At 39.9% G+C, this 18195-nt stretch carries 6 protein-coding genes; all 6 read left to right on the forward strand.

Translation table 11 applies throughout. The features are described from left to right. Positions 1-49 precede the first annotated feature (49 nt). The 6 genes from EHQ64_RS02845 (at position 50) to EHQ64_RS02870 (ending at position 18182) form a co-directional block, all read left to right on the forward strand. Positions 50-358, forward strand: a complete 309-nt coding sequence (locus EHQ64_RS02845) for an LIMLP_04285 family protein (protein ID WP_135647990.1) — start codon at positions 50-52, stop codon at positions 356-358. A gap of 114 nt (positions 359-472) precedes the next feature. Further along, complete coding sequence (locus EHQ64_RS02850; protein WP_135647991.1) at positions 473-2467, forward strand: hypothetical protein; 1995 nt, start codon at positions 473-475, stop codon at positions 2465-2467. Positions 2468-2560: 93 nt separating this feature from the next. Then, a complete protein-coding gene (locus EHQ64_RS02855; RefSeq protein WP_135647992.1) occupies positions 2561-3148 on the forward strand; it encodes a hypothetical protein in 588 nt (195 codons plus the stop codon). A gap of 30 nt (positions 3149-3178) precedes the next feature. After that, positions 3179-6124: a TonB-dependent receptor domain-containing protein gene (locus EHQ64_RS02860; protein WP_135647993.1), complete on the forward strand. Its 2946-nt coding sequence runs from the start codon at positions 3179-3181 to the stop codon at positions 6122-6124. A gap of 291 nt (positions 6125-6415) precedes the next feature. Next, entirely contained in the window at positions 6416-10672 is a 4257-nt protein-coding gene (locus EHQ64_RS02865; protein ID WP_246048547.1) for an LIC12048 family lipoprotein, read from the forward strand. A gap of 100 nt (positions 10673-10772) precedes the next feature. Next, the gene (locus EHQ64_RS02870; protein WP_246048560.1) at positions 10773-18182 is read left to right on the forward strand and encodes a SpvB/TcaC N-terminal domain-containing protein; all 7410 of its coding nucleotides are present in this window, start codon (positions 10773-10775) and stop codon (positions 18180-18182) included. Positions 18183-18195 lie beyond the last annotated feature (13 nt).

Raw genomic sequence — 18195 nt, forward strand, 5'->3', positions numbered from 1 at the left:
TTCCTATCCTTTCCATAAGGAGGATAGAACGAATCGGAAGTATTACATTATGGTTACGAGAGCAATTATTACAATTTCAATCTTTCTAATATGTTTAGGAAGCCTATCTGCAGATACGGTTACGAATACAAAAACAAAAGAAGTAATCGAAAACGTAAAAACCACTCAGTCAGAACAGGGTGTGATCGTTGAGTTCGAGGACGGCTCTCGCAGAGGTTTTGATAGAACAGTCGTTACTGTGGAAGCTAAACCCGTTGAATGGAAACAAAAAGAGCAAGAAAACTATCCAGATAAGGAAAGATACACCGATTACGCGATCTTCGGTGGGATCTTTTTGATAGTACTACTTTTACCCTAAAGAACTCAAACCTTAACAGGTACGTAATCAAGTCGTAAAGATTTTTATCTAACATAATCCTCGAGGTCGATCGGATTTCGGCCTCTTTCAGAATGAATAGGAGAAATTCGATCCATGAAATCGTTAAATAAAAAAACCTGGAAAGTGATCAGCGCCCTTGTTGTTGCTGCTTCTCTTGTAGGTTGTGATTCCGGAGGCGGAAGTAACGGAGCGGCTCTAGCTTTAGCGGCGCTAAGCGGAAATAGCTACGAAGCAACCGTAATTATCAACGGGAAGTTAACCCAATCGGGAACTTTTGCAAAAACAAACTGTGTAGGTCAATTCCCTGCGAACTTTAATAGTTCTCCTGCCTTCACTAAACCTTTATTTGTGAAACTTACTGGTTCTTCAATCGTATCAGGCGGAACTGACTTCACTGTTGCATGTGCAAGTGGCAGCGGAAACAATGATGCTGCTGAGTTTAACATTACAACTCGTATTGGCACCTCAAATACAAATTTGAAAGGTCATGTCTACTCAGTTCCAGACACAATTACTTGTAATAGTTCTTCGACAAATCCTTGCGACGTCGCAGCTAACTACACCGAACTAATCGGAACTTTCGATATGGCAGTTGATATTGATGTAAGCGATCCTACTAACGTAGGGCAAGTTACATTCTCAAATGAAACTGGTGTAATAGATCCGGATGTTGCAGCATCGAGCGCAGGACTTCAAATTACTGGGACTTTCGACGGAACCACCCTTGCTTCCGATATTACTTTAATCACCGCAGTAAAAGGTGTTTATAGCAACCCGGGTGCAACAATTGGAGAGAACAAATGTGATTCTATCGGTACCCCTGAGATCGTTTCTGGAAATATCACTTCTAACAAAACCTTAGGAGCATTCACTCTATTACGTGGAACTGTAACTGTAACTAATGGAGCAACTATCACTGTTCCTGCAGGCGCAGTGATCTACGGAGAAAGAGGATCTGCAATGTTCTTTATCGGTGCAAACCTTGTAACGAACGGAACAGCTGCTAACCCTGTATGTTTCACTTCTGCGCAAGCAAGAGGATCCAGATTCCCTGGAGACTGGGGTGGATTAACTTTCATCGGAAGTGGAAATAATACCAGAGTGGCTGCGGCTTTAACTGAAGGAACTTCTCCTCAGTCTTATCCACTTTCTTCCGGTTCTAGCTCTGTTACTCTTAATTATACCATCAATGAATTTGCTGGTACTGAGGTAGCACCTGGGGACGAGTTAAACTCTTACTCTCAATATGCGGTTAACACCGGAAACTATAACTACGTGCAAGCTCACCGTGGATTGGATGATTCCTTCGAATGGTGGGGAGGCGGAAGAGGCGCAAGCGCTCCTGATGTAGGAACTGCAGGTTCTCCGAACCTAACAGGAACTGGTGGAGCAACTGAGCGTACTTTCAAAGGTAAATTCTTACTCGGAACTGGTGGTATGGATGACGACTTCGATATGGATGAAGGTTTCTCTGGATCCCTAAAATACATTATCGCAGTTAAATACCCTAAAGTTTGTGGTGGAACACCTTCTACAGACCCAGGTGGAATGGAAATGGACGGAGTGGATGGAACCACCAAAACTCCAAGTGCTGCTGCAACTCATGAACCTTCCAACCCATTTGTTGACCAATATACTCTGATCGGTGTAAACGAAACTGCAAGTTATGCAGAACGCCACAGAGAAGGTATGAAAGGATTATTTTTGCATGGCCTCGCTTACAAATTTAAGCAAACGGTTAAATGTGAAAACGCCACCACAAGCGGAACTGGGTACGGAGATTCCGCATCTATCATTGATGGTTTAATCAGCGATGATACTTCACTTCTTGATGCAAATGCAACCTGTACAGTAACCAACAGAACAACTTCTCTAACTAGTGCTCCTGTTGTGTCCATTACCAGCACCCAAAACAATTGCGGTTTCTTAGGATTCAAACCGGATCTAAAAACCAGCGTTGCAGGTTCCCTCACTTGGGGCGGAGCACCGGCTAGCGGCACTCTGACTGACTTCGATGGAACAACCACTGTTACTCCTACTGGAGGAAATAGCTGGTATGCAAACTGGGCCGTTTGGAGAGCTCGTTAATCGAAAACTAAATTAAGACCTAAAGACCTCCTCCAAAAGAGGAGGTCTTTTTATAAATAGATAAAAAAATAAAATTCCGGGAATCGATACAAAATGAAAGGCAGAATGATTGCTAACTCGCAAATCGTCTTTGCACTAATTATAACCGTAATCTTAAGTGATTGCAAAAAAGAATATAAAGGGGACGACCCTGAATATTTCAACAAGATAGAAGAATCAAAGGCTTATTTAAAGTCTCAGCTAAAAGATCATTATGAAATTTCTGATCTAAGTAATAGCAAAGAAGAAGCAATACAAAAATTTTTAGAAGCTGTTCAGAATGGTCAGACGGACCGTTATATTTTCACCAAAGATGAATATATAAACATATTTCTATCTAACTCCATCGATGAGAATACGTTATCCAACACAATGCCTTTAGAGCAAACATGGAAATTTACGGACCTCCGTAGATACGTAGCATTAGAAAAAATCCAAAACGTATTTAAAAGCCATAAGGGTCAAAAATTCAAAATCGAAACATTGACTTGGAAATATGAAAATCGACCTCTCAAAGTATTAAAAGGGCATCGAGTTGGTAACTTGGTAATCAGTTTTGGAAAAGATAAAGTTGAACTTGAAGAAGTGCGGCTTGTCATCGAACACCAAGGGAAATTCAAAGTCTGCGTTATTGGATCTTAATATTAAAAAACATTGAAACAGAATAAAACTATGAAAATAAAAATTTTTGCAATCGCTTTACTGGTCTTTACTTTCTCGGAAAATGTTTTCGCGCAAGCGACCGGAAAAGTAAGGGGAAAAATCGTAGATGGGGATAACGGGGAGGCCGTATTCGGTGCGACCATCGTCGTTCGTTCTCTTAAAAAATTCGCTAAATCGGATTTTGATGGGGCATATGACTTAGAGCTTCCTCTCGGAACTCATGAAGTCGAATTCCAAATGATGGGGTTTGCTCCTCAGAAACGTTCTGTTACAGTCACTGGGGGAAAACCTCAAGTTGTTAACGTGACTTTCGGACTTCAAACCTTGGAAACAGTGGATGTAAAAGGTCGTGCACTCAACGACGCTGAGGCTGCCCTACTCGCTTTGCAAAAGAAATCTTCTTCCGTTTCCGACGGTATTTCGAAAGAAGCGATCAAGAAAAGCCCGGACTCTTCCGCAGGTGAAGTGGTGCGAAGAGTTACAGGGATCACTTTAGTCGGTGGTAAATTCGTATTCGTAAGAGGACTCGGAGAACGTTATTCAAATACTGAATTGAACGATACTCTTGTCCCTTCAACCGAGCCTGACAAACGAGTTGTTGCATTAGATATTTTCCCTTCCGGGGTTTTGAAAAACGTTCGGATCATAAAAACTTTTATTCCGGAACTTCCTGCTGAATTCTCGGGTGGTCTTGTAAAGATAGAGACCCAAGAATATCCGGAAGAAAAACTTTTCAGCGTTTCCGTAGGAGCTGGAGGGAACTATAATACAACCGGTCATAAATTCCTAAATATGAACCAAGGAACTATGTTAGGAGGAGTAAATGATAACCAGAAAAACCCTCTTGCAAATGTTCCTAATGCTACTCCAGTAATTCCAGGATCCATCTTCGGCGGATACGATCCTACAGTAGTCCAGGCGAGTACTGCAGAATTTAACCAAAAATGGACCCCAAACTCAGGTCCTGCCCCATTCGACAAAAACTTCTCCATCAATTATGGAGATACGTTTAAGGTAGGAGCTACTTCAAGGATCGGGATTTTAGTCGGTTCGACTTACAACCGAAATTATAGATTCAGACAAGAAGAATCAAATCGTTATATTGGATCGGCTGCGATCCCTTTAACAACTGCAGGTTCTACCTTAAATAAATTACAAGATCAGAAAGCTGATCTTTATACTGAAGAGCGTAACTGGGGAAATAACATGAACCTAGCCTACGAAATTACTAAAGGCCAGCAGGTTTTTCTTAAATCTTTATATACGCAACAAGGAGAAGGAGTTGTTCGTCAGTCAGATGGTAATGATTATATCAATCTAGCTCATTTTAAAGCTCAAACAACTCAGTATACTAGTAGCTTGATCCAACACCATACTTTAGGTGGAGATCATGCCTTAAATTGGTTTGGAGATCGTGCACATAAATTCGACTGGAGAGTAAACTACGCGCAAGCCGATAGAGACCAACCAAACCTACAACAACAGGTTTGGAGACAAGGAATTGGTAACCCGAATCCTTATGATATGACAAGATTAGGGGATTCTAATGATGGATCTCGATTCTTCTCCAACACTAGAGATATTACCAAAACCATAAAATTAAATTATGAAATTCCTTTCGACCAATGGTCAGGTCTAAAAGCATTATTAAAACTCGGAACTTATACCACCACCCGAGAAAAAGATTTCACTTTTTATTGGTATGGTCAAAAACCAAATACTTCCACCGGATTAGAACGTTATCCTTTACCAGGAGAAGTTTATTCAAATCCGGTTACCTTCTTGGATAATACGAACCAATTTTCTTTACAGTTAGCGGGTCAATCCAATGCCTACACAGCTTCTCAAAAGTTACAAGCTTACTATACCCAGGTGGACTTACCAATTTTACCTAAACTTAAAGTATTATTCGGTATGCGTTATGAGGATAGTTATCAAAAGGTAAAAACGTATTACACCGGGAACACTACTAGCTTCTTGAATCTAGACTACGGATGTGGCGTAAGTGATGAAACCGCTCGGATTGCTTTAGTTCGAAATAATGTCTGTGATCAGTTCAATAACGGGGTCGGAGAACTTAGAACAAAAGACCGTCTTCCTTCCTTAAACGTGAACTGGGAATTAGCAAAAGATCAGATTTTAAGAGCAGCGGTGACTCAAACTTTAACAAGACCTGATCTAAGAGAACTATCTCCTTTCGGATTTACTCCATACTATGGAGCAAACACTATTTTTGGTAACTCTTCCCTACAAAGGTCTTATATTCATAACTACGATTTACGTTATGAATATTATCTGAATTCAACGGACTACGTCGGGGTCGGAGCATTCTTCAAACAAATTTCCGATCCGATCGAGATGATCGGTCAGCCGGTTGCGGGTGGTATCAGCCAGAAATTCACTTTCGCAAACGCTCAACAAGCGACAATCCGAGGAGTTGAGTTTGACTTTAGAAAAGAACTAACAAGCTGGCTTCGATTCGAAACCAATATGTTCTTCATCAAGTCAAGAGTGGATGTTCTTTCTTGGGAGCAGTATATTGCAGTTCAATCCGGGATGGTAGATACTTTATCCAGGGCTGCGTCTTACAACCCTACAAATTTATCCAGGCCTCTACAAGGTCAGTCACCATTCGTATTCAACCTAAAGTTCGACTTCTACTTAAACGAGAAGAAGACCCAAACACTTGGATTTTATTACAACTACTTCGGCGACAGACTTTATGCAGTCGGTGCAAACTATTTACCGGACGCGTATGAAAGAGCCGTGGGTTTAACTGACGTAGTTTATACTGCGAAACGCGGAGATCATTTAGAGTTTAAAGTTTCTGCTCAAAACATCTTTGACACTCGTTATAGAGTATATCAGAAGAATGAGCTTACAGGAGAGAAGGAACTCTTCCTATCTTATAGAACAGGGGTAAGCTACTCTTTCCAAGCAACATATAAACTTTAAGCAAAAAGATTGCTAGCATTAAGCAAATCTATCGAATAAAATTTCGGTAGGTTTGCTTTTTTATTTTAGCCCCAACTCCCTCATCGCTCAAAGAAAATCCGAGCCCCCTCTTCTTCAAAACAATTTCCATCTCCCCTAATATTCTACATATCCCATTCGGAATATTAAATTAATATAAATAAACATTAATTTGTAATAATATTAAATAAAATAATTTTTGACTTTTTATAATCGCCTAAAGCTAGTTAGCCGAATAAAAAAGTACGTTAGCCTACACATGAGGTAGATTATATGAATAAAGTATCATATCCCAGATTATATATTTCTTTTATTATCGTATTCCAACTCTTTATAGGATGTTCCGGCAGTTGGAATTTTTGGGACAATGGAAATGTAGATTTATCAAAAGCCACATGGCTTGTTGCCGAAAAGGTCCCTCTCATTGTAGATAAGGGAGGAATTCCGGGGGTTAAACCTACAATTCCTGTGAACAATTTATTCTCATTGCCTCCGGGAACAAAAGTAAAAGCCGCAGCCCTAGGCGGCACTATAGATCCCACCGGTACAACTATCGTAAATGACTTCGATGGAGACGGGATCCTAAATGCAGACGAAACGACTACTAACGTATGGGTTGCAGATTATCCTGTAATCGAAGCAATCGTTGCTCCACCAGTCACAATGAAAATAGAAATTCTAAAAAATTCTCAAAACACGTCTGATGAGATCACAAGTGAGATCAATTCGAGCGATTTTGAATCCACTAAAACACAAGGATCGGAAAAAATTCACCAAAACGAAGTAAATTTAAGAACAGTTCAATTCCAAGATTCATTCGCAAGTTCAAATGAGCTTTCGGGGACTGTCAATAATAGCTTCAATGTGGGAACACAGGTTGGTATTGGCCCCGTTTCTACTGGGTTTAACTACGGAATGAGCAATTCCATCAGTTGGGAATCCAAAAACTCTACTTCGATGACTACCACAAAATGGGCCGACAAGCCTTTTAAGAATAATATTGATACACAATCTAATAATTTGAAATCATCATCAGCCACTTCTAAAGCTAAAAAGTTTCGTTCCGAAAAGGCGCAAAAGATTAATGAGACCGCACAGATCGATGCAAACGCAGGTTATGTGCGCGCTGCTCTTTATATTAAAAACACTTCAGTGAATATGCCAGTAAAATTAAAGAATATTCTTTGTTCTTTAATGTTTGAAAACGGGACAGGCGATCTTATACCGATTCAAAGCTTTCGACTAAGAAATGATGATTTCAGTCTTTTCGAAGTTAGTGTTTACGGTGGTTCTGAATTTGGACCATACGTCGTTCAATTGTCCGGCCTCAATACATCTGAAATTGAAAATGCAATCGCAGCAGGATATAATCCGAAAATCTATATCGTAGATTACGAAATGACACATGTTGAAGACTCCAATTATAAATCTTCACTTTTAAACTTCTCAGGAAATAATCTAAAAATTATCGAAGAAAATGCAAAAGGAAGAACGGGTTTGGTTCGAGTATATGGGCCAAACATTAGACAAATGTATCGAGTGGCTGCATTCGACGCTCCAGAAAATTCGGATCCTTGTGCTCGAACGGCAACCTCACTTTCACCTGGCATTACGCTTAGAAAAGCGTTAGAAAGATTACAATGTAACGGTTTTAAAGTCGAATTTGAAGACTATGTGATAGATTTTTCTGAAGTTGCTCCTTCATTAGGGGAATATAAAATACATCTCAAGGGAATTAAAAATCTAGGTCCTGTTCCTACAAACATTCCGTGTACATATCAGACAAAGACCGGATCGGACGGCGTTTCCAGAACAGCTTGCGTACAAAAACCAACAAACGAATGGAGTGAAGAGGAAAAAAAGAATGCAGGAGTATGGGCAATTTACTCCAACGGTAAGTATTATAATCTTACAGAATATTATAAAGATTTAGATGATTCGGTTCGAACTTTCGATCCGACGAATAGCCAAAAAGTACCAATGGTAAAGGGAGTGGATTCTATTATCTGGGCGGGAGACTATTATGATATTGTTTATATTTCCTTTAAAGATATGTTAAAAAAGGAAGAAGAAAAAACGTTCGGAACCAATCCTCTCGAAACACAAAGAGATTATATGATTAATTCCTCATGGGACCTTAGCAAACTAGGAAAATATCCATACGATCCAGAAGTAAACTCTCTCTTCTTAGGAAAATTAGGATTCGGAGAAAGATTAGAACTGAACATTAAATTGAATAATAACCAATATATAACTCCAGACTTCGGGTTGCCTGTAAATGGCGGCCTATTTCAATACTATTCTAATTTTAGTTATAATATCACAAATGATCTCAAAAAACTTTCTATAGATCAGGTGGCTGATTTCGAAATCAATCTTGGATTTGGAGGAGAAAGATCAGATTGGTTCCATATCGTAAAAGATTTAGATAATTCGAATGCATATAAACCCAAAAATTGTGGTAGAACTTTGGATTATGTAAACCAAACATACACTCTTTGTATCGAACTTCCGACTGAGCATAATTATGTAGATCCGGAAGTCAGTTTGATCAATATTTATCTTCGTCCGTCATTGAGTAACGCCTACCGAAGGACTATTTGGCCTCTTCCTTATACGGATGTCCGTAAAATGAGAGGTGAATTAGCGAATCCTGTAGCAATCGGAGATAATACTATTTCAGTAGCAAATAGCTCGGGAATTGCAGCCATCGGAGAAAGTATCTATATACTTGGAGATTCAAATTCATATACGATATCTAATATAGGAACACCAGCTTCTGATGGTTCCTATGTAGTTACAATTGGCTCAACAATCAAGAAGGTAAGCAAGAAGACCACCGAAGTTTATGTTAAAGGGAGTCTTACGGCTCCTGATGTAAGACTAACCGTCGAAAATGGATTTGCTACAGATTGGAATACTCAAGTTCAATCCGCATTTAATTCTACTGGATGGAACATTAGCCAATATTTGCCATTCGAACTTGGAACCTCCGTTAGCTGTTCCGCAAATCCTTTCCATCCCCTAAGTTGCTTAGGGGTTACTCCGAATTTAGAAGCTGTTAACTGGTCAGGAGCTTATAATAAAGGAGTTGCACTATGGAATTCTTGGGCCGACGCGACAAAGTTTCCGACATTCTTATCCGGTGGGCTCTTTGGATTATCCACGAATACTGGAAAAGTATATCGATTAGATTCTTCCAAATCAGATGTGGTTTTAAGCGACGCTGTACAAAATGCAGGAGGCTTAGGTAATTCACTTAAAGTAGTAATTTCAGGAAATACCGGTTTCAAGGTGCATTATGATTCCGTAGCTATGAAACTGAAAGGGTTATACTTTAATGTTTTAACTGGCCAAGCATTAACTAATGAATTTGTAATACTTACCAATGTTGCTCGTTCTTCTATAGACAACTTCGACCTGTCTATACAAGGAACAAATGCTGTCTTAGTTTGGGAAGAATACGATAATAGTGCTAATACATTTTCGGATTATATTAAAATCTTTGATATCACTTCTCTTAATACTACTTTCTCAGGGACTGTAATAAGTTCGTCAGGCTCTTATCAAAAATTAACGTTAGCGACTGATTCGACACGAGCTTTTGTTTCATGGTTAGATTCACAAGTAAAGGCAAGAGTCTACAATCTAAGTACTGGCTTGCCAGTTGCCGCTGCAGCAACTGCAATTACGATAAACTACAATGCCGACAACGGGTCGATATATTACCTATTATCGAAAGTTAACGGCGGGAAAGCCATAGTGGCCATTCGTTACTACGATGGAACTAGCCAAACTTACATTAAATATGGAATAATTGATTTAAGCACTGGTAATAAAATAGGTTCAGATCGCTCGATTACGATAACAGGAAATGCTGATCTATCAATCGCTATGAGTGCTGCAAGAGCAATTGTCACAGGAATTACAAGTAGTACGAGTGGAGGGAGCCTACAATCACAAATTGTTGATCTGTCAAATAGCAATATTATTAATACTTTGTCATTGGATACAGGTGTTTCACAGTCTACAACAGATGTTTCAAGCAATACCGGAATAGTCACCTATTCCAAAGGAAATCGAATTTACTTAAGAACAGTAGATCTGACCACAGGCCTATTTGCTTCTGTTGCCCCGCTGGCTATCGACTCGGCAACATCTGCGACATCTAAAAGAATCGCAAGTTCGATTATAAATGGTAATACCTTAATTTTACTTTGGGAACATACAGAGGGAGGAAAAACGACACTTAGGGGCCGTTCTGTATCTATTGCCCCTTTAGCTATAAAAGGACCCGGTGATTTTTTCGTAAGCACTACAAACGAAGGGAATCAAGTGTTTCCGACTATTGCAAATTCCGGAGACAATGGATTCGTAGCTTGGTCATCGCAAGACGCATTAAAGAGGACAATCAGAGGAACCTACTTAAACCTAGCAAACCCAGGAACCCTCCAATATGGAATGAACAACTTCTTCATTGCCCCAATGATTGAAAGAGACTTCACCATATGGACTAAGGTTACTCAGTAACAAATATCTCGGGTAATCTATTATGGAAATTTTCAGAAAAGCGGCCATTTACTTGGCCGCCTTTCCTTTCTTCTTAGCTTCTTGTTCTGGTGGCTCTGACATGATGAGTAAGTTATTCCGGTTTGCGGGAGTCATTCCGTCCGGAACATCTTTTTTATCTCCAGGTTCTGCACCTGCTCCGGAAGGAAGCGATCTATTCTCTATTTCCACAAACTATAGCGAAGCAATAGATGATCCGGAAACAAAGGCGGATGCAGTTGCCGGATCATCGTTTATCGCTCCTCCTGAGCCGAATAATTATGGAGCAGTATCCTTAAATTATCCAATCCAAATTCCTGCAGGAAGAGCGGGAGTTCAGCCAAACTTAGCACTATCTTATTCTTCTACCGGAGGAGATGGATGGACAGGGATAGGTTGGAGTATCGGACTCGGAGCGATTACAAGAACTCCTGAATATGGAGCATTATTTTACGATTCCAGAGATACATTTACTTGGAACGGAAAAAGACTGATTAAGGTTTCCGGCTCCACTTCCAACGAGAACGGAGTATATAGACCCGAGATCACGGAAGAAGATTTTGCATTATTAAAATTAACAAATATAGAAAACGGAGGAACCTGGGAAGTCTTGGATTCCTCCGGAACCAAAACAATTTTTGGGGACTCTGCCTCTAAACGGATCTACGATCCAAATCAAATTACAAAAACATATAGTTGGTATCTTTCCAGAACGGAAGATAGAAACGGGAACTATATGGACGTGACTTACGACACCTCCCAATATTCCGAAAAAAGAAATTTATACATCCAAGAAATCAAATACACAGGAAATAGCAGGAGTGGCTTCCCTGCAAAACAGTACGTTAAGTTTATCACTAAACAAAGAGCAGATTCTTATGTAAGTAAGGCTCCCGGGTTTACCATGGTCATGGATAGACTTCTAGATAAAGTAGAAGTGGGCTGGACTGGTGGAAAACTTTGGACATACACAATGGTGTATGATATTTCTTTCGATTCGGGAAGACCCATTTTAAAAACGGTAGAATCGGATCGCCATACCACTAAACCTGAATTTAAATACACAACCTCTGTAAGAACTCTAACTTGGCAGAATATAGTCAACCAAGGATCAAGCGAACCAGAATTACTCCCGGCATCCACTCAATATTTCGAAGGCGATTTTAACGGGGATGCGATTTCGGATATCGTATATTTCAATCCTCAGACCGGGAATTGGAGAGCAGCAGAAGGAAGAAAAGAAGGCGGATATAATTTCAAAACCTATGGAAACAGATACAAAGGGTATGACGATTCATCTAAGATCCGATTCTTCAAAGGAAACGTAAGTGGTGATTTTAACGGAGATGGAAGAGCGGATCTTGCATTCTATCTTCCGGAAACAAAAGACTTTATCGTAGCCGAACATGACGGACAAGTATTCCAATTTCGTAATTATGGAAGACTCATGAGCGGAATTCCGGATATATTCCGGATGGAATGGTTTCCGGGAGATTATGACGGAAACGGACTCTCCGATTCTCTCTTATTCGACGAGCCAACCGGCCTTTGGACTTTGATGTTGAACAAAGGTGGAAGTTTTGAATTTCTAAAAGTTGGGAAAAAATTCCAAAACGTTTTCAGAGGAGATTATTCCCCGAATCCGAATCAGGATAGTGTTAGTACAAATGATACAACTATCGACGGAAAAGATAGAGCAAAAGTTAAGTTCTTAAGCGGAGATTATAACGCGGATGGACTTACGGACATTTCCATCTATGACCAGAGAAGCGGAAAATGGTTTGTGGGAGAAAATGTTCGCAATCCGGATAAAACAAACCCTATCTATTTTATTACCAACTGGGTTTTATACAAAGTATTCACTGCACCGGAACAGACATTATTCTCTAATGACCAATTCTCCGGAGATTTTAATGGAGATGGAACTTCCGATTTCTTATTATTCGATCGTTCATCCGGAGAATGGATTTTAGGAGCGACAATCAACCAAACGATCAATTTTCAAATTTGGTCCAAGGCTCCTCAATTTAAAACAGTTACTCGCTGGCTCCAAGGGGATTTCAATGGAGACGGAGCGACAGATATCGGATTTTTCTCTGCAAACGACGGAAAGTTTTGGATCGGCGAAGCAACATCTAACGGATTTCGTTACAAAGTTTATAGTGATATGAGCTTCGGCCCGAACCAAGAAAGAGTGATGCAAACTCCTCTTCCTTTGGATGAAGTCAAACCTGTCAAAGGATCTGCTGTTTTTTCCACTTCTTCAGATACAAAAACGGTATTATTAGATTATCAGTATGATGGGAACTCCAACCCGGGCAAAGGAGAACTTCCGTTTGTAGGATGTTTTACCGGAAACGATTGTTCTTCTTCTCCTGAACTTTTGCTCTTTGATCGCAAAACCGGAGTCTTTGATTTTAAGAAAGGAAGCATATTTACTGAATCCGTATTAACAGGATTTAATCCGGAAACAAATGGAGTCGTAACGATCAATAGAGGAAAAGCGGATCGTTATACGGTAAACACCAGAGACGAAGTTCTATTCTTCGGGGATTTCGGAACCACAAGTAAATTTTTCGTAGTAACTCAAGATAGCGGAACTGCATTCAAAAGAACCGATCTTGCAAGCATTGCGGATTCTCAAGTAGTATCGTTCGATATAAACGAAAGTGCATATGCAATCGACAATTTCGATTCTAACAATTCCAAATCAGCTCTTATTCTAAATGACCGAGCAACCGTAAGTGCTCAGCGATTTTTACTCACAGGACCAAGTGGAACGAAATATTTAACGGTTACTGGAGATGTGCTCGATTCATATCTCCAAAATCTTTTCCAAGTAGGAACTGAAACCAATCGAAACAGAAGAACAAGTTTCAGTATTTTCTCCGGAGATTTTGCAGGAGTCGGAAAAGCACAGATCCTGCTCGTTGATAGAACCGGAACAACTCATAAATGGTATTTGGGAACCATTGGTATGACAGCAATCAACTTCAAACTTTTGACTGGTTCTGTGAATGTACCTGTATCTACTACAGTTTATGATAAAACAAGCCAAGCCGGAATCCAATACGCACTTTATCCTGAAGTAGCCGGAAATTCCATTGTGTACGAAGATCCTACAGATACTTCTTCCATCGTATTTTCTAAAATTAGAATTACCGCAACTACCATTACGAGAACTGCATACAATCCAGGCCTTGTAGGATTTAATAATCAATTTGATCATAGAGGAAATCCGATCGTAGTTTCCGATGGAGAGAATAAAGTGTATGATCTTTCTCAGAGTAAGATTATAACTGCTGCCTCTCCTGTATTCGCCTTATCCTTAGATCGTCCGGATCTAATGACCAAGGTATATCCATTCGAATGGATCCAAGGGGATTATAATGGAGACGGACTCACTGATATCGGTATTATTCATCTCAAAGAACCTACTTGGTATTTTGCAATGTCTTCCGGTACTGTTCCGGATGTGGTCGAGCAGATTAAAAACGGAATCGGTGGAACTTACTCCTTAGAATATTCCAATTCGACCAAGTTTGATAATAATGGGGGAGACAATATCCCGGATCTTTCCATCAATTATAAAGTTTGTACGAAGATCACCTTAGATGACGGACTCGGAAATACGATCTACAAAACATATAGTTATAAAAACGGGGTTTCTTTCTCTGCATTCATCAATGGCAAAAAAGAAACTGATGCATTCGGTTTTACCGAGTTTACAATGACTGATTCAACCGGCTCTCGCACAGTTCATTCATATTTCAGTCAACCTTATTCTAATTTTATGCATAATCGAGCTCTTTCAGGCGCCGAAAAAGAAATGCATATCATTGGTTCGGATAACCAAGATTATGGTTCGAATAAAAAAACATACGAGATACAACAAATTGAAACTGTTCCGGGAAAGATCAGCTATCTTGCTCGTTTGAGCAAAACACAGAATTTTATAAATGGAACCGCGACCACTACTTCCGAAGGTTCCGTGATCTTTAATGGGTATAATCTTACCAAAAAGACGGATGTAAGTACAGATCATTATGCGGATTCTGCACACCCCTCACAGACTTTTAGTGCGGTAACGGATTTTGAAACGGATTCTACAAGTAATCAAACAAGACCAAAGAAAACGGTTTCTTTATCCGGCTCTTCTCATGAAACTACAAGCACTCTTACTTATGATTCTCAAGGAAATCTGACAAGGAATGCGGTAACTTATACAGGTTCCGGACTTCCATCCGTTCCCGCTAACATTACGGAATATGAATACGATACATACGGGAATAAATCCCTAGAAAAAAATGTGAGTGCGAGCCCAAACCGTGGGACTTCCTATGTTTATGATGACCAGCTACATCAGTTTGTAAAAGAACAAACCAGCTTTGGCGGTTCAATCCAACTTAAGACAAGATATACTACAAATTATGCAAAAGCATTCGGCTCTCCGGATGACTCCACTGATCCAAATGGGAATAAGAGTTATTTCGAATATGACGATTATGGAAGATTAGTAGAATCCAGTGCGGATACCGATTCAGGAATCAAGGTCCTTTCTATTTACGAATACGGATCCAACTTTCCATTAAGTGCAAAGACAATCTTTCCTACAGGCGGACCCGATCCAAGTTTCGCTCTTCGTTCTTACAAAGATGGAATGGGAAGAGTGGTCCATACTGTAAAAACAGGATCTAATGGACAATATGTAAGATCAGGAAAGATTACTTATAATGGAAATGGCCAAGTTATCCGATTAGGACAACCCGATTGGGCAGACCCCGGAGAAATTGATTCATTCGTTTTACACAACCAAGAAAAAAATCCAAGTTATATCCAATACGATGCAATAGGGAGAGCGAAAAAAACCGTTCAACCAATCGCAGCCGGAGAAACCGAAGCGACTACTTTAATCGTAACTTATAGCGACCCTTTTGAAATTATTGAAACTCATAGTGGTGGAACTAGCAAAAGAACCGTAAAAGACGGAAGAGGTCAGGTTCTTTATATTGAAGATTTCGGGTCGGATGGAACCCAGGCTAAGATCGGTTTCTGTTTTGATCTAGCAGGTAAGATGATCAAAAAGTCTGATCTGAACGACGGAGGTGCTTTATCCTGTGATACAAGTGGAATTAACGTAAAAGATACATCCGGAAAAAACCAGGCGTATTGGTTGTATGATGCATTTGGTAGATTAAAGAAAAACAGCGATCCTGATTTCGGGGTAAGCACAGCTTCTTACAATGCTTTTGGTGATTTGACGCAATCTACTGATGCTCGCGGAATTACAACTTCACTTACTTACGATTCTCTTGGAAGAATGGCAACAAAAGATACTCCGGATGGAACCTTATACTTCGATTATGATAGTGGGTCTGGGGCCGAAAATGCTCTCGGAAAACTTGTAAGAGTAGAAGATTCCGTTCAGATTAAAACATTCAGCTACGATAAACTAGGCCGTACCAAGAAAGAAACCAGAAACATCAAAAATCTGACGATAGAACTCGCAGATGGTCCTTATATTACCGAATATAAATACGATCTTTTAGGTCGCATAACTTCTATAGATTACCCAGAACATCCGGTGAGCCATACCAGAATGAAAGCTTGTTATGCCTATGGAACCGCCGGGTATATCGCTGGGATTTCAGTCCAAGTCAACACAAACGGGATCATCCCCGGATATTGTAACAAAACTATCGTAGAAAATATCACGTACAATGAATTCGGACAAACTGCAGGATTTGGTCTAGGAAATGGAGTCCAAACGAATTATACCTACGATATAAAACAAAGATTAATCCGCATCAATTCCGTAGGAGATGTGGACGGAACTACAAAAACTCTACAAGATGCAGTGTATGCTTTTAATAGCAGAAACAATATCACAGGGATCACAAACACCTCTTCTGAATACACAACCGCGTATAACTATAGCTATGATGATTTAAACAGACTTACAGCTGCAGACGGACAATACCAAGAATCTGCAGATAACTATACCAAAACGTTCCGCCAAAGTTTTGCCTACGCAAAGAACGGGAACCTACTCGCAAAACGTAATCATAACTTCAATGATAATACCCTCATAGATGAGTGGAATTATCAATATTCCAACCACCAAGTCACTCATATAGATTCAACACAAACCGGAAACGATCGATTGGTCATGAACTACGATCCTTCCGGAAACATGACTTACCAGAGAGATAACTTCAAAGATCTGACAAAAACCATCACAATCGACTCTCAAAACAGGATCACACAAGTCCAAGATGCTCTAAGCACTACTATCGGAAATTATTGGTATGACGAAGGTGGATTCAGAGTTCGTAAACAAGCTTTGATTCCAAGCGGAGCTTCTTTCAAAAATCAAGAGATCTTATATCCGAGTAAATTCTATGGATTAGAATATTCAGAAGAAACGAATATTTTAAGCTCTATCAACAACGTTTATCTCAACGGCGTACGGATCGCTGCCCTAAATGAAGATGGGATCACCGCTTATTTCCTAACAGATCAAGTCGATTCTGTAGCACATGTATTGGACGAAGGAGCTCATACTCTTAGCAGAATGCAGTATGAGCCATATGGAGAAACTCTCGTTCAAAGGGGAACTTTGGACTTTGCTCCTAAATACAACTCCCAAGAACTAGATAGAGAGACTAATTTCTATTTTTATAATGCAAGGTATTATGATCCGCAAATCGCCAGGTTTACTAGTGCAGATAGCGTAATCGATGGTTCTGAAAATACTCAAGGTTGGAATAGATACTCATATACACAAGGTAACCCTATCCAATATAAGGATCCTACCGGACATTGGGTCGATCATCTTGTTGCATCAGGACTGGGGGCCGCGGCAGGAATTTCGGCCAAAATAGCCGCAGATAAAATCACCGGCAATAAAAGCGATATGCTTGATTATACAATTGCAGGGGTTGCAGGTGCTGTCCAAGGAGAACTTCTATACGCTTTCAAAAATCCAGTTGTAGCTGGAGGTCTTTCTGCGGGCCTTGGAAGTGCACTGACTGAATGGAAAAATTACGATCCAAATGGTAACAAAGGCTGGAATGAAATGATTTCGCAAGTAGCATTTGATGCTGCATTAGGTGCAGTTTTTGGTATGATCCCGAGTCCTGGAATTCAAGGAATTACTGCAGGGCGAGGAAGTTTCAAACAAGTCACAAAACAAATGATCACAAAATATAAAAATGGAACTGCGAATTTTTTGAATACGAAATTAAAAACAATGGGTAAAATGCTGACTGCTACATTAGCAGGCGAAGTACCAGGATCGACAGTCCAAGGGGTTCTATCTTCCGAATTCGACGTAGCCTTAAAAGGCGGAAAAAAGAAAATCGTCTTACCACCTGCCAGACCAAAACCGTTAACATTCCCTACCCCGTCGCTTAAAATTGGAGGAGCTCCAAAAGTAGAAATTCTGCAAATGTATAATGTTACTCCTCTTCCTAAAATAAAACTAAAGTGATGTTTTAAATAAA

The sequence above is a fragment of the Leptospira sarikeiensis genome (assembly GCF_004769615.1).
Taxonomy (GTDB): domain Bacteria; phylum Spirochaetota; class Leptospiria; order Leptospirales; family Leptospiraceae; genus Leptospira_B; species Leptospira_B sarikeiensis.